The sequence below is a fragment of the Acinetobacter sp. I-MWF genome, from assembly GCF_025433935.1.
Classification (GTDB): Bacteria; Pseudomonadota; Gammaproteobacteria; order Pseudomonadales; family Moraxellaceae; genus Acinetobacter; species Acinetobacter guillouiae.
Genome location: NZ_JAMBAR010000001.1, coordinates 223,148 through 242,687, shown reverse-complemented (window position 1 = coordinate 242,687; position 19,540 = coordinate 223,148). Strand labels below are relative to the sequence as shown.

Annotated in this window: 15 protein-coding genes and 1 tRNA gene; 1 reads left to right on the top strand and 15 read right to left on the bottom strand. The window is 40.8% G+C overall.

Annotated elements, in window-relative coordinates:
- Positions 1-150 precede the first annotated feature (150 nt).
- The 3 genes from M2R48_RS01150 to M2R48_RS01140 all read right to left on the bottom strand — a co-directional run bounded on the left by M2R48_RS01150 (position 151) and on the right by M2R48_RS01140 (position 3,581).
- On the bottom strand, positions 151-762 hold the full coding sequence (locus tag M2R48_RS01150) for an OmpW/AlkL family protein (RefSeq protein WP_034617314.1): 612 nt from the start codon (positions 760-762) through the stop codon (positions 151-153).
- Between the two features lie 380 nt (positions 763-1,142).
- On the bottom strand, positions 1,143-2,561 hold the full coding sequence (locus M2R48_RS01145) for a Na+/H+ antiporter family protein (RefSeq protein WP_004818515.1): 1,419 nt from the start codon (positions 2,559-2,561) through the stop codon (positions 1,143-1,145).
- Positions 2,562-2,705: 144 nt separating this feature from the next.
- The gene (locus M2R48_RS01140) at positions 2,706-3,581 is read right to left on the bottom strand and encodes an alpha/beta fold hydrolase (protein ID WP_262087430.1); all 876 of its coding nucleotides are present in this window, start codon (positions 3,579-3,581) and stop codon (positions 2,706-2,708) included.
- Between the two features lie 119 nt (positions 3,582-3,700).
- On the opposite strand from M2R48_RS01140, the gene M2R48_RS01135 reads away from it, so the two are divergent.
- Positions 3,701-4,189, top strand: coding sequence for a PaaI family thioesterase (locus M2R48_RS01135; RefSeq protein ID WP_004818511.1), 489 nt, complete (start codon positions 3,701-3,703; stop codon positions 4,187-4,189).
- A 172-nt stretch (positions 4,190-4,361) separates the two neighbouring features.
- Here M2R48_RS01135 and M2R48_RS01130 read toward each other — a convergent pair whose 3' ends face one another.
- The 12 genes from M2R48_RS01130 to tuf form a co-directional block, all read right to left on the bottom strand.
- Entirely contained in the window at positions 4,362-4,718 is a 357-nt protein-coding gene (locus M2R48_RS01130) for a hypothetical protein (protein ID WP_004718470.1), read from the bottom strand.
- A gap of 393 nt (positions 4,719-5,111) precedes the next feature.
- Positions 5,112-5,675, bottom strand: coding sequence for a hypothetical protein (locus M2R48_RS01125; RefSeq protein WP_262084832.1), 564 nt, complete (start codon positions 5,673-5,675; stop codon positions 5,112-5,114).
- 83 nt (positions 5,676-5,758) lie between these two features.
- On the bottom strand, positions 5,759-9,952 hold the full coding sequence (gene rpoC / locus M2R48_RS01120; RefSeq protein WP_004718473.1) for a DNA-directed RNA polymerase subunit beta': 4,194 nt from the start codon (positions 9,950-9,952) through the stop codon (positions 5,759-5,761).
- Positions 9,953-10,106: 154 nt separating this feature from the next.
- Positions 10,107-14,195 carry a DNA-directed RNA polymerase subunit beta gene (gene rpoB, locus M2R48_RS01115; protein ID WP_004718475.1) on the bottom strand — a complete coding sequence of 1,363 codons (4,089 nt, stop codon included), beginning with the start codon at positions 14,193-14,195 and terminating at the stop codon, positions 10,107-10,109.
- A gap of 304 nt (positions 14,196-14,499) precedes the next feature.
- Positions 14,500-14,865, bottom strand: a complete 366-nt coding sequence (gene rplL, locus M2R48_RS01110; RefSeq protein ID WP_004818508.1) for a 50S ribosomal protein L7/L12 — start codon at positions 14,863-14,865, stop codon at positions 14,500-14,502.
- Positions 14,866-14,913: 48 nt separating this feature from the next.
- Complete coding sequence (rplJ, locus tag M2R48_RS01105; RefSeq protein ID WP_004718479.1) at positions 14,914-15,420, bottom strand: 50S ribosomal protein L10; 507 nt, start codon at positions 15,418-15,420, stop codon at positions 14,914-14,916.
- A 361-nt stretch (positions 15,421-15,781) separates the two neighbouring features.
- Positions 15,782-16,477, bottom strand: a complete 696-nt coding sequence (rplA, locus tag M2R48_RS01100; RefSeq protein ID WP_004718482.1) for a 50S ribosomal protein L1 — start codon at positions 16,475-16,477, stop codon at positions 15,782-15,784.
- Positions 16,478-16,480: 3 nt separating this feature from the next.
- Positions 16,481-16,909 (bottom strand): 50S ribosomal protein L11, encoded by a 429-nt coding sequence (gene rplK, locus M2R48_RS01095; RefSeq protein ID WP_004718484.1) that lies wholly within the window; start codon positions 16,907-16,909, stop codon positions 16,481-16,483.
- A gap of 117 nt (positions 16,910-17,026) precedes the next feature.
- On the bottom strand, positions 17,027-17,560 hold the full coding sequence (nusG, locus tag M2R48_RS01090; protein ID WP_004718486.1) for a transcription termination/antitermination protein NusG: 534 nt from the start codon (positions 17,558-17,560) through the stop codon (positions 17,027-17,029).
- A gap of 7 nt (positions 17,561-17,567) precedes the next feature.
- Positions 17,568-18,008: a preprotein translocase subunit SecE gene (secE, locus tag M2R48_RS01085; RefSeq protein WP_004718489.1), complete on the bottom strand. Its 441-nt coding sequence runs from the start codon at positions 18,006-18,008 to the stop codon at positions 17,568-17,570.
- A 74-nt stretch (positions 18,009-18,082) separates the two neighbouring features.
- Positions 18,083-18,158, bottom strand: a tRNA-Trp gene (locus tag M2R48_RS01080).
- 50 nt (positions 18,159-18,208) lie between these two features.
- On the bottom strand, positions 18,209-19,540 hold the full coding sequence (gene tuf / locus M2R48_RS01075) for an elongation factor Tu (RefSeq protein ID WP_262084831.1): 1,332 nt from the start codon (positions 19,538-19,540) through the stop codon (positions 18,209-18,211).

Genomic DNA, 19,540 nt, shown 5'->3' with positions numbered 1-19,540 from the left:
TTGATGTTCTGATAGATTAAATGGATTTAATCAGCGCTTATATAGCTAAAAATAACGATTTTCTATTGCTTCTTGTTTCAATATATAAGGCTCTGTAAAAATAAAAAAACTCGGTAAATTTACCGAGTTTTTTATGATTCTAAAGCGAACTTAGAATCTATAGCTATAACCCAAAGTATAGATAACTGGATCAATATCTAAATCAAATTTTGCAGCAGTGGTATTACCCGCTTTAACAGTCACTTCTGGACTTAATTGCGCATAACGGGCATCAAAGAAAACACCCCAGTTTTTTGCATCAGCAGGTTGGAAGTTAAAACCGATTTGGCCAGCAAAACCAAAATCATCTTTAACTTTAACCTTAGTGCCCGCCAATGCCCCAGATGATTCCTCATCCCATGCAAGGAATGCTGTACCACCCACACCAATATACGGTGTAAAACGTGTAGAGTTTTTAAAGTTATATTTAAACGTTACAGTTGGTGGTAAGTGTTTAAGGTTAACTGCTTTTTCACCATCTAATTTCACATCGTGGCTAATTGGTGTCGCCAATAAAACTTCCGCAGAGAAAGGTGTTTCACCAAAGATATATTCTACAGAAGGCGTAAAAGCATATTCATGGTCTGCTTTCACAGTACCAACACCAGCAACTTTGGTGTCTTGTGTTGGTGCAATCACCGAACCACCAACTTTGACTTGCCAATCTGCAAATGAAGCAGAAGAAATTGCCATTAATGCAATAAGAGCAGTTTGCTTTAACATTATAAATACCCCAGCGTTGTTATTAATAAACATTAAACATAGGTATTAATAATATTGCAACATTTATTTAAATCAAAAATTATTATATATTTTCAAACAATTGTTATATAAGTAAATTTATTTTAATCATATCAATATAGTTGGTTTTTAAATCCAACTTAATTAATCAAGATTATTTAATTAAAACCAAGTATTTTAATCAAGATAATATTATCTATTGGTTAGTTATTTTAAATAAATCAAATCACAGCTATTATTTTATTTTTTCAATATTTATAGTAAATTTCCTGCAAATACAAGTTATTTTAGACCAAATAACCATAAAAAAAGGAGATTCATCAATCATTTAATGAATCTCCTTATGTCTGATCAGTACCGACTTATAAAACCATCGCAGCAATCCAACCAAACACCAATAATGGAATATTAAAATGGATAAATGTTGGAACAACCGTATCCCAAATATGATCATGTTGCCCATCTACGCCCAAACCAGCCGTAGGTCCCAAGGTCGAATCTGAAGCTGGTGAACCCGCATCTCCTAGTGCTGCCGCAGTACCAATTAAGGCAACAGTTGCAAGTGGAGAGAAGCCGAATTGTACACATAAAGGAACATAAATGACTGCAAGCACAGGCACACTTGAAAATGATGAACCAATTCCAATCGTTACAAATAAACCAATAAATAACATCAAGAAAGCAGCTAGTGCTTTATTGTCACCAATCAAATGTACAACACCGTTGACCAACTGATTAATATCCCCAGTATGGGTCATCACCGATGCAAAACCCGCAGCAGAGATCATGATAAAACCGACCAATGCCATCATACGCATCCCTTGTACAAAAACATCATCCGCTTCTTGCCATTTAAAAATCCCTGCGGCAGAGAGAACAGAGAATCCAACCAATCCGCCAAGAATCATTGAGCCTGAATACAATTGAGAGATCAGGGTTAAAATGATTGCCAGCAATGCCATAAGAATAGTTTTCTTGGCAATCACAGGAGCTTCTTGCTTGGCTTCTTGCTCTAAAGCAATGCCATCAGCTTTTAATACCTCAACATTTACCGCACGAAGTGGTTTATCTAAATCAATCGTGGTAATTGGTGCAACATTACGATCAACATAAATACGCGGTTTACGATAACTGACAAAAACGGCAAATAAAGTACCAATCACCATACCCAATACAGGAATAGCCATACCCATAGGCATCATGCTTCTTTCAACATGCAGATGATAAGCAGCGCCAATTTTGTTGATATTCCCCATCAGAATTTGTTCAAGAAAAATTGCACCAAAGCCTACAGGCAAGAAGATATATGTGCCGACTAAACCTAAGGTCAGTACACATGCTGCGGCACGACGGTCGAGTTTCAAGTGATTCATCACTTTTAATAACGGTGGAACAAGCACAGGAATAAACGCGATATGCACAGGAATTAAGTTTTGTGAACAAATCGCGGCAATCAGTAAAATACCCAATAATAAGAATTTTACTTTGGTTGCTTGTTTCTGCGTGGCTTCCATACCGAGTAAGCCTATCAGTTTATAGGCCAATAAATCAGGCAAGCCTGACTTTGAAAGTGCCAAAGCGAAAGCGCCTAATACCGCATATGCCAAGGCAACTTCTGCACCATCACCTAAGCCCGCATTAAATGCTGTAACTGTATCTGACAGACTTAAACCTGCAACCAACCCACCTATAATTGCTGAAATAACCAATGTTAAAACAACAGAAACTCGTGCCAGTGACAAGATAAACATCACGGCAATCGCAATAACGACAGCATTCATGGAGAAATTTACGAAAATTTGAAAGCCGATATTTTATCAGATTCACTACAATGAAGCTGTAATTTAGTCGGACTGGTCATAAAATGAATAGGCCATGTGAAAACATAGCCTATTTTTATAAGAGCTCACATCACTTTAAGCGAATCAACTCTCACTATTTTTGAGTGCAAATGTTTGAATATATTGTGCAATCTCTTGTGGTTGGCTAAGTACTGCCCAATGGTTTGCATCAACTTCTACACGTTCAAAATCTGTTGCCCATTTAGGCACTTCATCAATCAATTCTGGGCTTACAAATTTATCTCTTAACAGTACAACCGCCTGTACAGGACATACTGCATAACGATCACGTGGTCGAGTTAAACGTGGAAGAAAGTTAGCACGGTATAGCCCGATACCATGTTCACCATCTTTTGCAATATTTTGGTTTAACGGTAAGCCTTTCTTTTTCTCAAGTTGCGTTAAAATTGCGCCCCAGCGTTGTGGGCTAAAGAAATGCCAAACGGTCGGTGCAAGAAATGGTAACTGGAATGCGACGATATACCAAGATTTAAATAACTGCTTAAAAAATTTAGGCTTTTCATGTAAAAACTGTTCACGCATCCAAAAAGCAGCATGATCTAAACAAGGTCCAGACATGGTGGTATAAGACAAAATACGGTTTTTAAATTTAGGTTCAGTCACAGATTCCCACGACTGAATCGAGCCCCAATCATGCGCTGCAAGATGAAAATTACGATTGGGCAGTAGCTCATTTACCACGCACTCTAAATCCAAAGATAAGCGTGCTAAAGCATAATCACGAATTCGTTTCGGTACAGAAGACTGCCCTGCCCCACGTACATCATAAGTAATGATGTAAAATTTTGAGATCAATTGTTCAATAATAGGTTCCCAAACTTCCTGATTATCAGGATAGCCATGGACCAAAACCAATGCAGGGTTTTCAGCATTACCCCATGTTTTTGCATAAAGTTTTTGCTTATCTTGTGTGGATATCCAATAAGTTTGCACTTGCATTGAGTCACCTTTTATTGTTTTACCATTGGCTGTGATTTCGTAGTAGAGGGCATTTGGATCAATGCCACATTCCATTCAGTTCTTTATTATGGTTTAAAAATCGATAACTAGAATTGACCATGAATGCGCTAATCAAAAAACTACAGACAATCCCATTTGTTTCCAAATTTATGTTGAATCATTTTTCTCCATATAAAGGTGCAGGGATTGAAATCGAAAAAATTGATCTAAAAAACTATCATGTTCGGGTCAAAATGCCACTGACACACAGCAATCAAAATATTGTTGGTGTGCACTTTGGCGGTAGTTTGTATTCAATGGTTGATCCATTTTATATGCTTCTTTTAATGCATCATCTGGGTCCGAAATATATGGTTTGGGATAAAACCGCAAGCATCAATTTCCTTTCCCCTGGACGTAGTACGGTTTATGCAGATATTCGTTTAGATGCGATTGAAATCGAACATGTCAAAGATTTAGCTGAAAACTATAGTCCAGTCTATCGTAACTATACCGTGAATATTTTTGATGATTCTGGCTTAAGAATTGCTGAGGTACAAAAAACCGTATATATCCGTCGTAAAAACCCACACCCCTTAAAACGCTAAATAAGATTAAAATCAGTCTTACTAAAACGAAATATCAATAGATGCAACAAGAGTACTGAAGTGGTCAGATCTTTTAAGCTTAGATATGAATAGGGATAAAAAATAAGCGCATCACGTAATCAGCAATGCTAATACGTTGCGCTTATTTTTATTGAGTCTTGGGTTTAGACGCTTACTTATTTTGCTCAATAGCAGCACCAGCACCACCACCGATCGCGCCACCAATTGCAGCACCGGCATCACCGCCAAGAACACCTTTACCAAGGACTGAGCCAATACCCGCACCGATACCACTATAGGTTGCATTGCGATTTGAACCATTGTTGGCTTTGCTTCCTACAGCAGCACCACCGCCTGCACCAACAGCAGCACCAACGCCATTACCTGCATGATTACCTACACCGCCACCAACAGCACCACCAAGGGCCGCTGAAGCAATACGCTTATCGTTTGCTGACATGTTTTCACAACCTGTAAGCATCACAATAGGTAAACTCACACACATCATAGTCATTACTATTTTTTTCATGTTATTCATCCTTTCTATCTGAACTTACAAATGCAATTGATTACGACTGATTTTATGAAAACACTAATTTATGGATTAAATTAAATTTTCATGTTGCCATTTGTAGTCTTTGATTATCAAAGATGCACAATCGAATTTAAATAACATTCATGTTAATAAGAAATTATTAGGTCGCTTTCATAAAGTAAAAGATGATCATGTTGAGTGAATTATATTGGTATTGAAGTCCCTTCTCGCTTTGGGAGAAGGCTAGGATGAGGGAAATTTCATGTTGATTTATCGTTTTAAAAAGGCGTTATGAAAAAAGCCTATTTTTGAGCAACCATTTCCTAGTTAAATATTTAAAAACAACGGGGTAATCATTAAATAACTCATATTGAATCTTAATTTTTCTTATTTAAATTTCTCTTTGAGAAAACGATAACTTGCATAAACAAGCATCAAGATTGCCAGCTGGCTGAATACCAAGAAAAGCATAAAAAAGAGTTCAGCAAAGACAACGCCAAGTTGATAGTGATACAAGGATTGGAATAAATAGCCATTTCGACCTAAACCTATGGTCATATCTTGTTTCGCGAAATGCCATTGCATCATCGAAAAACTAAACCAGATAAACCCAAGAATACATACAACTACAAGCACCGCATCCCACAACTTAAACTGCGCTGCCTGGAGCGTTGTTTGAGGTATAGTTTGACGCCCTTCTTGCCAAATCATGCAAAATAAAAAAACGGCCCAAATGCTGCTCAATAGCGAAAAATATGCAGTCACCGATACGGTATAAAAAGCCAAGGGACCAAACCTTCCCGTTTGAATCTTTAATTTTTCTGTGATGAATTGAAATACATCGTGCTGCCAATTCATTTCTGGCTGAGCTGGTAAAAACATCAACAAGCAGACGGGAACGAACATGACTGCCAGTAAAACTATCCATATATTTCTAATTTTAACTGCCATTTTTAATGTTTGTGACTGAGATCTACTCAGTATATAAAAAAAGACGCCCTAAGGCGTCTTCTTCATTTCAAAAGCTGTTTAACTTAGAAAGAATCTTCGTTTAAAGCTTGAGAGAATGCTTGATCAACCTCAGAGAAGTCATTTACAAGCTCATGCTCTGCAGCTTCTGCTTCTTGACGACGACGTTCTAAGTGGTATGCAAGACCAGTACCTGCTGGAATCAAACGACCTACAACAACGTTTTCTTTCAAACCACGTAAATCATCTTCTTTACCTGTTACAGCCGCTTCAGTTAACACACGGGTTGTTTCCTGGAACGATGCAGCAGAGATGAACGAGTCAGTAGAAAGCGATGCTTTGGTAATACCCATCAATTGACGTTCATACTTCGCAGGGAACTTGTTCTGAGCCAATACCGCTTGGTTTTCACCCACAACGCGGATGTAATCCACTTGTTCGCCTTTGATAAAGCTTGTATCGCCACCGTCGGTAATGTCAACTTTACGCAACATTTGACGAACGATTACTTCGATATGCTTATCGTTGATTTTTACACCTTGTAAGCGGTAAACGTCTTGAACTTCGTTCACGATGTAGTTGGTTAATGCAACTTCACCTTTCAAACGCAAGATGTCATGTGGGTTTTGTGGACCATCAGAAATGGTTTCACCACGGTTCACATGCTCACCTTCAAACACGTTAATGGTACGCCATTTTGGAATCAACTCTTCATAAATTTCAGAGCCATCATCTGGTGTAATCACTAAACGGTTCTTACCTTTGGTTTCTTTACCAAAGCTTACAACACCTGAGATTTCAGCAAGAATTGCATGTTCTTTCGGCTTACGTGCTTCGAACAAGTCAGCTACACGCGGTAGACCACCGGTAATATCACGAGTACGTGAAGTTTCTTGTGGTACACGACCAATAACGTCACCAACACCGATCGTCTCGCCATCACGAACAGTCACGATCGTGTTTTGTGGCAAGAAGTAGAACTGTTCGCCGCCATCGGTTGTATCCAACACGATTGCAGGACGCAAATCTTTACCAGAAGCAGGACGTGCTGTTACAGGTAAAATTTCAACAGTGGTCATACCTGTTGCATCATCAGTTTTCGATGTTGCAGTTACGCCATCCGAAATTTGGCTGAAGCGAGCTTTACCAGCAACTTCTGTAACCAATGGATGTGTATGCGGATCCCAAGTTGCAACAATACCACCGCCTTCTACAGGTTGACCATCTTTAATCAAGATAGACGCACCGTATGGAAGTTTATAACGCTCACGTTCGCGACCTAAATCATCAGCGATACCGATTTCACCTGAACGTGAAACAGACACCAAGTGACCTTTGGCATGTTGAACAGTTTTAACGTTATGGAAACGAACTGTACCTTTGTTACGTACTTGTACGCTATTTGCAGCAGACGTTCGGCTTGCAGCACCACCTACGTGGAATGTACGCATGGTTAACTGTGTACCAGGTTCACCAATTGATTGCGCAGCCATAACACCGACAGATTCACCTGGATTCACCAAGTGACCACGCGCCAAGTCACGACCATAACATTTAGCACATACACCGAAAGTCGAAGCACAGTTTACAACTGAACGTACTTTAACTTCATCGACACCCGCATCTTCAAGATACGCCGCGATTTTCTCGTCAATCAATGTGTTACGTGGAAGCACAACTTCATCTGAACCCGCTTTTTTCACGTCTTCAGCAGTTACACGTCCTAATACACGTACACTTAATGGCTCAATGACATCGCCACCTTGAATGAACGGAGTCATTACAAGACCTTCAAGCGTACCACAATCTGGCTCAGTAATAACCAAGTCTTGCGCAACGTCGACTAGACGACGTGTCAAGTAACCAGAGTTTGCTGTTTTAAGTGCTGTATCGGCCAAACCTTTACGCGCACCATGTGTTGAAATGAAGTACTGAAGTACTGTCAAACCTTCACGGAAGTTTGCTTTAATCGGTGTTTCAATGATCGAACCATCTGGTTTCGCCATCAAACCACGCATACCTGCAAGCTGACGAATCTGAGCTGCCGAACCACGGGCACCAGAGTCAGACATCATGTAGATACTGTTGAATGATTTTTGCTTCTCGTCTTCACCCTGTTTGTTTTTAACAGTCGTGAATGACAAGTTGTCCATCATCGCTTTGGCAACTTGGTCGTTAGTACGCGCCCAAATATCGACAACTTTGTTGTAACGCTCACCCGCAGTTACGAAGCCTTGCTCGAATTGTTGTTCAATTTCACGAACTTCAACTTCTGCTTTTTCGATAATTGCTTGTTTTTGTGGCGGAATCAACATGTCTTCCATACCCACAGAAACACCAGAACGTGTTGCTTGGCGGAAGCCCAAGTACATCAATTGGTCAGCAAAGATAACAGTATCTTTCAAACCTAATTTACGGTAGCAAGAGTTAATCAACTTAGAGATGTTCTTTTTAGTCATCTCAACGTTGATTTGTTGGAAATCCATACCTTCAGGAACAACTTCCCAAAGTAAGCAACGACCAGGTGTCGTATCTACAACAATAGTTTGATGCTCACGGTTACCGTTTTCATCAATCACTGTTTGGTGTACACGTGCTTTTACACGCGCATGTAAGTCAACTTGACCTGTTGCAAGTGCACGGTTTACTTCGTGAGTATCCGCAAACACCATGCCTTCACCTTTGGCATTGATTGCATCACGTGTGATGTAATACAAGCCCAAGACAACGTCCTGAGAAGGTACGATGATCGGCTCACCGTTGGCAGGTGACAAGATGTTGTTGGTCGACATCATTAACGCACGAGCTTCTAATTGAGCTTCAAGTGTTAATGGAACGTGAACCGCCATTTGGTCACCATCGAAGTCGGCGTTAAACGCAGCACAAACGAGTGGGTGTAAACGGATCGCTTTACCTTCAATTAGAATAGGTTCAAATGCTTGAAGACCTAAACGGTGAAGTGTTGGCGCACGGTTCAACATCACTGGATGTTGACGAATTACAGATGCAAGAACGTCCCAAACTTCAGGAGTTTCACGCTCAACCATTTTCTTCGCAGCTTTAATGGTTGTTGCTTGGCCAGAAGCTTGTAGCTTAGCAAAGATAAACGGCTTGAATAATTCAAGTGCCATTTTCTTCGGAAGACCACACTGGTGTAAACGTAAAGTTGGACCTACAGTAATTACCGAACGACCAGAGTAGTCAACACGCTTACCAAGTAAGTTTTGACGGAAACGGCCTTGCTTACCTTTGATCATATCTGCCAAAGATTTAAGCGGACGTTTGTTCGAACCGGTAATTGCACGACCACGACGACCATTGTCCAATAACGCATCTACAGACTCTTGTAACATACGTTTTTCGTTACGTACGATAATGTCTGGTGCAGCAAGGTCAAGAAGACGTTTTAAACGGTTGTTACGGTTGATCACACGACGATAAAGATCGTTCAAGTCAGAAGTCGCAAAACGACCACCTTCAAGCGGTACCAACGGACGAAGATCAGGTGGAAGTACTGGAAGTACATTCATCACCATCCATTCTGGCTTGTTGTTCGACTCTTTGAACGCTTCCATCAACTTCAAACGTTTAGAGGCTTTTTTAAGCTTCGTTTCTGAAGTTGTGTTCGGAATTTCTTCACGTAAACGAGAAATTTCAGCTTCAAGATCGATGTCTTTCAACAAATCTTGAACTGCTTCTGCACCCATTTTCGCGCTGAATTCGTCACCATGTTCTTCTAACGCAGTGAAGTATTCTTCATCGTTAAGAAGTTGGTACTTTTCCATTGGCGTCATGCCAGGATCAGTAACCACATAAGATTCGAAGTACAATACACGTTCGATATCACGTAAAGTCATATCAAGTAATAAACCGATACGGCTTGGTAATGATTTCAAGAACCAAATATGCGCAACTGGAGAAGCAAGCTCGATGTGACCCATACGCTCACGACGAACTTTTGCAGTTGTTACTTCAACGCCACATTTTTCACAAATGACGCCTTTATATTTCATACGCTTGTATTTACCACACAAGCATTCGTAATCTTTTACTGGACCAAAGATTTTGGCACAGAATAAACCATCACGTTCTGGTTTAAACGTACGATAGTTAATGGTTTCTGGCTTTTTAACTTCACCGTGAGACCATGACTTAATCATTTCTGGTGACGCAAGACCAATACGGATACGGTCAAACTCTACTGGAGCGTGACCATCTGAATCCGTCTTTTTGCGCATGATATCGAGCAAGTCTTTCAATTTTTTTCTCCGTGTGTCGAAGCGCTTTTCAGGCTACGACTGGGTCACAAATATTGTTTTTTCACTGAATTTTAATCCCCCTTGATCCCCCTTTTTCTAAGGGGGAAAGTCCCTCTTTCATAAAGAGGGATTTAGGGAGATTCAATGGTGAAGTTTAGTCACCATTTTTCAGTTCAATGTTGATACCTAAAGAACGGATCTCTTTGGTCAATACGTTAAACGATTCAGGCATACCCGGATCCATATAATGGTTACCATCTACGATGTTTTTATAGATGCGAGTACGACCTTCAACGTCATCCGACTTCACAGTAAGCATTTCTTGAAGTGTATAAGCAGCACCATAAGCTTCTAGTGCCCAGACTTCCATCTCACCGAAACGCTGACCACCGAATTGTGCTTTACCACCAAGCGGTTGTTGAGTTACAAGTGAATAAGAACCAGTAGAACGTGCATGCATCTTGTCATCAACCAAATGGTTCAACTTGAGCATGTACATATAACCAACAGTTACTGGGCGGTCAAAACGCTCACCTGTACGTCCGTCATACAATACTGTTTGACCTGTACGTGAGATACCACCAAGCTCAAGTAACTCTTTGATCTGACTTTCTTCTGCACCATCAAATACTGGCGTAGCTAAAGGAACACCTTTACGCAAGTTACCTGATAACACCAAGATTTCTTCATCAGTTAAGCTATCAAGATCTTCTTGCTCGCCACCAACTTTGTTATAAATCTTGTCTAAGAAATCACGAAGCTCAAGAACGGTACGTTGCTCTTTCATCATCTTGTCGATCTTATCGCCAAGACCTTTTGCAGCCATACCTAAGTGAGTTTCAAGAATCTGACCCACGTTCATACGTGATGGTACACCCAATGGGTTAAGTACGACATCAACTGGAACACCATGGATGTCATGCGGCATGTCTTCAACAGGCAAGATGTTTGATACAACACCTTTGTTACCGTGACGACCCGCCATTTTATCACCAGGCTGAATACGACGTTTTACAGCTAAGTAAACTTTAACAACTTTCAATACACCTGTTGTAAGCTCATCACCTGTAGAAAGTTTGCGTTTTTTCTCAGCAAATTTCTCATCAATCTCGTAGCTCTTCTCTTTCAAGAACACTTGAATTTGAGTTAAGCGTTCAGCGATACCTTCATCTGTTGGTTGAACTTCTAAAAGATCAACAAGCTCTAAACCAGACAATACATCTTCAGATAGCTTATCACCGCGCTTGGTCGTACCGCCGCCATTCGACTCTTGGCCTTTTAACAAACGGATAATACGTTCACGAGCAGCTTCTTCGAAGATTTTGAATTCTTCTTTCAAGTCTTTACGGTAAGCATCAAGTTGCGCTTTCTCAATCGCTTGAGCACGTTCATCTTTCTCGATACCGTCACGTGTAAACACTTGAACGTCGATGACTGTACCTTTAACGCTTGAAGAAACACGTAAAGATGAATCTTTAACGTCTGCCGCTTTCTCACCAAAGATTGCACGAAGTAATTTTTCTTCAGGGGTTAATTGTGTTTCACCTTTAGGTGTCACTTTACCAACAAGAATATCACCCGCTGCAACTTCAGCACCGATATAAACAATACCTGATTCATCAAGTTTAGATAACGCTGCTTCACCTACGTTAGGAATATCGGCAGTGATTTCTTCCGCACCTAACTTCGTATCACGTGCAACACATGATAATTCTTGAATATGAATTGACGTTAAACGATCTTCTTGAAGCACGCGTTCAGATAATAAAATCGAGTCTTCGTAGTTATAACCGTTCCAAGTCATGAACGCGACACGCATGTTCTGACCCAATGCTAATTCACCACCATCAGTTGATGGACCATCAGCAAGAACGTCACCACGGCCGACTTTATCGCCCATGCTCACAAGCACTTTTTGGTTAATACATGTGTTTTGGTTTGAACGCGTGTATTTGATCAAGTTGTAGATATCTACACCTGCTTCACCCGCGATCATTTCATCTTCGTTGACACGAATAACCACACGTGATGCATCTACAAACTCAATGCGTCCGCCACGTTTCGCGATCACACATACACCAGAGTCGTGCGCTACGTTTGCTTCCATGCCGGTACCCACAAGTGGTTTATCAGCAAGCAATGTAGGAACAGCCTGACGTTGCATGTTTGAACCCATCAATGCACGGTTGGCATCATCGTGTTCAAGGAATGGAATAAGTGATGCAGCGACAGATACAACCTGTTGAGCAGATACATCCATATGCGTCACTTTTTCAGGTGGCATACGAACGAAGTCACCTTGGTGACGTACTGAAACGAAGTCTTCTGTTAAATGTCCATCTTTATCCAATGCAGAATCGGCCTGTGCAATAACAGTACCTACTTCTTCAATTGCAGATAAATATTCAACATCATCTGTTACACGACCATCAACAACGCGACGGTATGGTGTTTCCAAGAAACCGAAGTTGTTCGCTTTTGCATAAACAGAAAGCGAGTTGATCAAACCAATGTTTGGTCCTTCAGGTGTTTCAATTGGACATACACGACCATAGTGAGTTTGATGTACGTCACGTACTTCAAAGCCCGCACGTTCACGTGTCAAACCACCAGGCCCAAGCGCAGATACACGACGTTTGTGTGTAATTTCTGACAATGGGTTGTTTTGATCCATAAACTGTGACAATTGGCTTGAACCAAAGAATTCTTTGATTGCAGCAGCAACTGGTTTCGCATTGATCAAATCTTGTGGAGACAAGTTATCTGTTTCAGCTTGGTTTAAACGCTCTTTAACAGCACGTTCAACACGAACTAAACCAACACGGAATTGGTTTTCTGTCATTTCACCAACAGAACGTACGCGACGGTTACCCAAGTGATCGATATCGTCGACTTCACCTTTACCGTTACGAATTTCTACCAGTGTTTTCAGTACATCAATGATGTCATCGTTAGAAAGAATACCTTCTACTTCACGAGACTTCTGATCTGTACCTACTTCGTAAGGACGACCCAAACGACGGTTAAACTTCATACGACCCACAGGCGATAAATCATAACGCTCTGTAGAGAAGAATAAGTTATTGAATAAGTTTTCAGCCGCTTCTTTCGTTGGTGGCTCACCTGGACGCATCACTTTGTAGATTTCTACAAGTGCTTCTTCACGACCAGATGTTGTATCTGCACGTAAGGTGTCAGCAACAAAAGAACCACGATCGATGTCATTGGTGAACAGGATATTAAATTGTTTAATACCACCTTCAGCAATTCTGACCAAAATCTCATGACTTAATACAGTGTTAGCAGTAATTACTTCACCGTCTTTAAGTACGATATCTTCAGCAGTAATACGCTCATACAAATATTCATCTGGAACTGGAAGTTTAGTTAAACCAGCAGCTTCCATTTGACGTACATGGCGAGCATTAATACGTTTACCTTGTTCAACAATGGCTTTACCATCATTGTCCACGATATCAAATTGAGCCATTTCACCACGAAGACGTTCAGGCACAAGGTCAATCTGATAGCTACCCATATCAAGATATACAGGTACTTTTTCGTAGAACATATTCAGAATTTGTTCATTGCTATAGCTCAATGCACGTAACACAACAGTCGCAAGTAATTTACGACGACGGTCAATACGTACAAAGACTAAATCTTTAGCATCAAACTCAAAATCTAACCATGAACCACGATAAGGAATAATACGTGCTGAATAAAGCACTTTACCGCTTGAATGCGTTTTACCTTTATCATGGTCAAAGAATACGCCTGGTGAACGGTGTAATTGAGATACGATTACACGCTCAGTACCATTGATGACAAAGGTACCATTCTCAGTCATGAGTGGCATTTCACCCATGTACACTTCTTGTTCACGTACGTCTTTAATAGATTTCGTTTCACGATCTTTGATGATCAAACGAATTTTAACGCGCATTGGTGCCGCAAAGGTTGAGCCACGAAGAATACATTCGCGAACATCAAACTCTGGTTTACCAAGACTATACTCAACGAATTCTAAAGCAGCATTGCCCGAATAACTTTCAATAGGAAAAACTGAACGAAATGCAGCTTGGAGACCGATATCTTCGCGATTTTTTGGTGTTTTGCCATCTTGCAAGAATGTTCTGTACGAGTCGACTTGAATCGAGAGCAGGTACGGAGCATGCATGACTTGGGGCAATTTACCAAAATTCTTACGGATCCGTTTCTTTTCGGTATATGAGTATGCCATCTGGAGTCCTCGGAAAGTAAACTAAGTCCGCCTGCAGAACGAACTTAGAAGGAATTACGCAGGTCGATATGACCACCACTTTTATACAAATGCTGCAAATTTCAGTGGTACAAAACGCTTAGCAATATTTTTAAAATGGAAAAATATTGCTAAGCGTTTGATTGTGTTTATTTATTTTTAAAATTGATGGTTTTTCTACCAATCAATCTAAAATCGAGCCGATTATTGTAACGCAAAAAGGCTGATGACCCAAGAGCCATCAGCCAATTTTTGGGGTCAAATTAAAATTCGACCCCTAGCGAAATTACTTAACAGTAACTGTAGCACCAGTTTCTTCAAGTTTTTTCTTAAGTTCTTCAGCTTCTTCTTTAGAAACGCCTTCTTTAAGATTTGAAGGAGCGCCTTCTACTAAGTCTTTAGCTTCTTTCAAGCCAAGACCAGTAACTTCACGTACTGCTTTAATTACAGCAACTTTGTTAGCACCGAAAGAAGTCAATTCAACATTGAATTCTGATTGCTCTTCAGCAGCAGCAACAGCAGGACCTGCAGCTACAGCTACAGCAGCAGCTGATACGTTGAATTTCTCTTCGAAAGCAGAGATAAGTTCAACAAGTTCAAGAACAGTTTTTTCAGCAACTGCGTTTAAGATTTCTTCGTTAGTTAAAGCCATGAGAATAACTCCAAATGGATATTGAATGGTGTGTGAAATTTATTAAGCTTATGCAGCTTCTGACTCGTTTTTCTCTTTGAGCGCTGTAATAAGGCGACCCAATTTCGAAATAGGAGCTTGAAGAACATTGGCAAGCATAGTAAGTGCTTTTTCTTGGTTCGGAAGATTCGCGATAACGCTAACGTCAGCACCTTGATAAAGTTTGCCGTCAAATGCAGCAGCTTTAAGTTCAAATGCTTTGTTAGTTTTAGCAAATTCTTCAAACAAGCGAGCAGCTGCGCCCATGTCATCTTCAGAAGTTGAAAAAGCTAGAATAGTTGGACCAACAAGGTTTTCGTCTAAGATATCAAATTGAGTACCTTCGAAAGCACGTTTAGCCAAAGTGTTACGCACGATACGTGTCTTAACACCTAACTTACGAGCTTCAACACGAAGTGTAGTCAATTGTTCAACTGTTAAACCTTGGTAGTCAGCAACAACAGCAGCAAACGCGGTAGAAGCAACTTCATTTACTTCCGCAACGATCTGTTTTTTGTCTTCGATAAGAAGAGCCATTGTAAAACCTCCTAACGGTGATTTATGCAATCCACGGACTGCACTCCCAATTCGTAAATCAATCTCTTGACTTACACGCGGAGGAGGAATCAATCACACCACCGCGTCTACTCAGACTGGTATTTTAAGAAGCGAATCCGAAGACTCCCCTCGCCTGAGGTCTTTGACGCTGATAAATTTACATCTATCAATTCAAAGTCCGCCTGATGATCAACAAAGCAATGCTTTATCAATCCACAAGAAGAAAAGCTCAACCTCAATAGAAGTCATCACTCTTTCTTGCGTAAAATTTGAAGTAACACTTCAAATTTTACTCAGGACTTTAAAATTCTTTTATCGCAATATAATTATTGAAAAATAATTATTTAGAAACGTTTTGTACATCAACAACAAGACCAGGACCCATAGTTGAGCTCAAAGTGATCTTTTGGATGTAGATACCTTTAGAAGTCGCAGGTTTTGCTTTCTTAAGGTCAGCGATAAGCGCTTCAACGTTTGAACGAACAGCTTCAGCAGTGAAACCTACTTGACCGATCGCAGCGTGGATGATACCCGCTTTGTCTACACGGTAACGTGCTTGACCAGCTTTTGCATTTTTAACTGCAGTTGCTACGTCAGGAGTTACAGTACCCACTTTAGGGTTTGGCATTAAGCCACGTGGACCAAGGATCGTACCTAACTTACCAACAACACGCATTGCATCTGGAGCAGCAATCACAACGTCGAAGTCTAAGTTACCCGCTTGAATGCTTTCAGCAAGATCATCAAAACCAACGATGTCCGCGCCTTCAGCTTTAGCAGCTTCAGCAGCAGCGCCTTGAGCAAACACAGCAACACGTACAGTTTTACCAGTACCTGCAGGAAGTGTAGTCGCGCCACGAACAACTTGGTCAGATTTACGAGGATCAACACCTAGGTTTACCGCAACATCCAAAGATTCTTTGAATTTTGCAGCAGGTAGGCTGCTAAGAACTTGTACTGCTTCTTCCAAAGTGTAAACTTTGTTTGCTTCAATAGCTGCAGCAATGGCTTTTTGACGTTTAGTTAACTTTGCCATGTCTTATAGCTCCACTTCCAAGCCCATAGAACGCGCAGAACCAGCAATGGTACGTACACGTGCGTCTAAATCAGCACCAGTTAAATCTGGTTCTTTAGTAGTCGCAATTTCTTCTAACTGAGCGCGAGTCAACTTACCAACTTTAGTTTTGTTTGGTACAGCAGAACCCTTTTGGATACCAGCAGCTTTCTTAAGAAGAATCGCAGCAGGTGGAGTTTTCATGATGAATGTGAACGACTTATCGTTGTACACAGTGATCACTACAGGAATTGGAAGACCTTGTTCAACTTTTTGTGTAGCAGCATTGAATTCTTTACAGAATGCCATGATGTTAACACCACGTTGACCTAGTGCAGGACCAATCGGTGGAGATGGATTCGCTTTACCAGCTGGAACTTGCAGCTTGATATAGCCGTCAATCTTCTTAGCCATTTCAAATTACCTCTGGGTACAAACGCCTTTTAGAGCTCCCCAACATTTCAAGTAACGATACCGTTACAACAACAATGCCCGATCCATAACAAATCGGGCGCTTTCAAACAGTGCAAATTAAATTGTTTTTTCGACTTGGCGAAATTCCAATTCAACTTGAGTTGGTCGATTAAATACATTAATCGTCAACGTTAAACGTGATTTTTCGTACTGAACTTCTTCCACCACACCTTTAAAGTCTGTGAATGGACCGTCAGTAACAAGTAATTCTTCACCCGGCTCAAACATCGTCTTAGGACGAGGTGCTTCACCTTTATTGTGTACACGTGCAAGAATCGCATCAGCTTCTTTTTGCGTAATTGGTGCTGGCTTTTCAGCTGTACCACCGATGAAACCTAATACTTTTGGACATTCTTTAACAATGTGCCAAGTTTCATCATTCATTTCCATTTCGACTAACACATAGCCAGGAAAGAATTTACGCTCTGATTTACGTTTCTTACCATCCTTCATCTCTACCACTTCTTCGGTAGGAACAAGGACTTCACCAAAACTATCAGCAACAGCGCTACGCTGGATTCGATCATTAAGTGAACGCATCACTTGTTTTTCATAACCTGAATAGGCATGAATAATGTACCAACGTTTCATAGCTCTCTTACCCGATAATAAACTTCATAAACCAACCGATGATATAGTCAAAACACCACAAAATAATTGCGGCAACTACAACAACGAGGAGAACTTGCCATGAAGTGGTTACTGTTTCATGTTTCGTAGGCCATGTAACTCGACGCAATTCGATACGAGAGTCTTTAAGCAAACGAACAAAGCCTTTGCCTTGATGGGTGGCGTATAATAAACCTAAAGCTACGATGATACAAGCTAAAATTACCCCAATACGCACCCAGACACTATTTGCAGGTGCCCAATACGCTGGAAGATATTGATTTGTCATCAACGCACCGCCAAATAAAGCCAATGCTATGATCCACAAAATAAAATCAAATGGAGAACTTGTCTTCACCATTTCAGCAGAATTGTTGCTTTGAGGAATTGCCGCGCCGCCCATTGCGTCACGTGATTTATCATTCGACATTTTTGTACTCGTCGTAGGTTTCGCGACTTATTATATGACCAGTTTAGCCGACATCAAGTTTTTTATTTAAAAAATGGCAGGTCAGGAGGGACTCGAACCCCCAACATTCGGTTTTGGAGACCGACGCTCTACCAATTGAACTACTGACCTATAAACAAACCGAGAGCCTAAACTCTCGGTTAGAACAAACATATTAGCGGTTATGCAGTTACTTTAGCAACTACACCAGCACCAACTGTACGACCACCTTCACGGATCGCAAAACGTAGACCTGGATCCATTGCGATTGGGTGAATTAGTTCTACTGACATTTCAACGTTGTCACCTGGCATAACCATTTCAACGCCGTCTTGTAATTGGATTGCGCCAGTTACGTCAGTTGTACGGAAGTAGAACTGTGGACGGTAACCATTAAGGAACGGAGTATGACGACCACCTTCTTCTTTAGAAAGTACATATACTTCTGCGTCGAATTTAGTGTGCGGCTTGATTGTACCTGGTTTAGCAAGTACTTGACCACGTTGTACGTCTTCACGCTTAGTACCACGTAAATTAAGGAACGGAGTATGACGACCACCTTCTTCTTTAGAAAGTACATATACTTCTGCGTCGAATTTAGTGTGCGGCTTGATTGTACCTGGTTTAGCAAGTACTTGACCACGTTGTACGTCTTCACGCTTAGTACCACGTAAAAGAACACCACAGTTCTCGCCCGCACGACCTTCGTCAAGAAGTTTACGGAACATTTCTACGCCAGTTACAGTTGTTTTAACTGTATCTTTGATACCAACGATTTCAACTTCTTCGCCGACTTTAACGATACCAGATTCTACACGACCTGTTACCACTGTACCACGACCAGAAATAGAGAATACATCTTCGATTGGCATCAAGAATGCTTTATCGATAGCACGTTCTGGTTCTGGAATATAAGAATCAAGCGCTTCAACAAGTGAAAGTACAGCTGATTCGCCATATTGACCAGCATCACCATTAAGTGCAGCAAGCGCTGAACCACGGATGATAGGTGTGTCATCACCTGGGAAGTCATAAGTAGAAAGAAGTTCACGAACTTCCATTTCTACTAATTCAAGTAATTCTTCATCATCAACAAGGTCACACTTGTTAAGGAATACAAGAATATAAGGTACACCTACTTGGCGAGAAAGAAGGATGTGTTCACGAGTTTGTGGCATTGGACCATCAGTCGCAGCACATACAAGGATCGCACCGTCCATCTGAGCAGCACCAGTGATCATGTTTTTAACATAATCGGCGTGACCTGGGCAGTCTACGTGAGCGTAGTGACGAATAGGAGAATCGTATTCTACGTGTGAAGTATTAATTGTAATACCACGTGCTTTTTCTTCTGGTGCAGAATCGATTGCTGCGTAGTCTTTAGCTTCACCGCCGTAAGTTTTTGCACAAATTGTTGCAATTGCAGCAGTTAAAGTTGTTTTACCATGGTCGACGTGACCAATTGTACCCACGTTTACGTGTGGCTTATTACGTTCAAACTTAGCCTTAGCCAT

Excerpts from the sequence above, each read along its gene's own strand:
- M2R48_RS01150 (WP_034617314.1), bottom strand. The coding sequence starts at position 762 with ATGTTAAAGCAAACTGCTCTTATTGCATTAATGGCAATTTCTTCTGCT.
- M2R48_RS01145 (WP_004818515.1), bottom strand. The coding sequence starts at position 2,561 with ATGAATGCTGTCGTTATTGCGATTGCCGTGATGTTTATCTTGTCACTG.
- M2R48_RS01140 (WP_262087430.1), bottom strand. The coding sequence starts at position 3,581 with ATGCAAGTGCAAACTTATTGGATATCCACACAAGATAAGCAAAAACTT.
- M2R48_RS01135 (WP_004818511.1), top strand. The coding sequence starts at position 3,701 with ATGAATGCGCTAATCAAAAAACTACAGACAATCCCATTTGTTTCCAAA.
- M2R48_RS01130 (WP_004718470.1), bottom strand. The coding sequence starts at position 4,718 with ATGAAAAAAATAGTAATGACTATGATGTGTGTGAGTTTACCTATTGTG.
- M2R48_RS01125 (WP_262084832.1), bottom strand. The coding sequence starts at position 5,675 with ATGGCAGTTAAAATTAGAAATATATGGATAGTTTTACTGGCAGTCATG.
- rpoB (WP_004718475.1), bottom strand. The coding sequence starts at position 14,195 with ATGGCATACTCATATACCGAAAAGAAACGGATCCGTAAGAATTTTGGT.
- rplL (WP_004818508.1), bottom strand. The coding sequence starts at position 14,865 with ATGGCTTTAACTAACGAAGAAATCTTAAACGCAGTTGCTGAAAAAACT.
- rplJ (WP_004718479.1), bottom strand. The coding sequence starts at position 15,420 with ATGGCTCTTCTTATCGAAGACAAAAAACAGATCGTTGCGGAAGTAAAT.
- rplA (WP_004718482.1), bottom strand. The coding sequence starts at position 16,477 with ATGGCAAAGTTAACTAAACGTCAAAAAGCCATTGCTGCAGCTATTGAA.
- rplK (WP_004718484.1), bottom strand. The coding sequence starts at position 16,909 with ATGGCTAAGAAGATTGACGGCTATATCAAGCTGCAAGTTCCAGCTGGT.
- nusG (WP_004718486.1), bottom strand. The coding sequence starts at position 17,560 with ATGAAACGTTGGTACATTATTCATGCCTATTCAGGTTATGAAAAACAA.
- secE (WP_004718489.1), bottom strand. The coding sequence starts at position 18,008 with ATGTCGAATGATAAATCACGTGACGCAATGGGCGGCGCGGCAATTCCT.
- tuf (WP_262084831.1), bottom strand. The coding sequence starts at position 19,540 with ATGGCTAAGGCTAAGTTTGAACGTAATAAGCCACACGTAAACGTGGGT.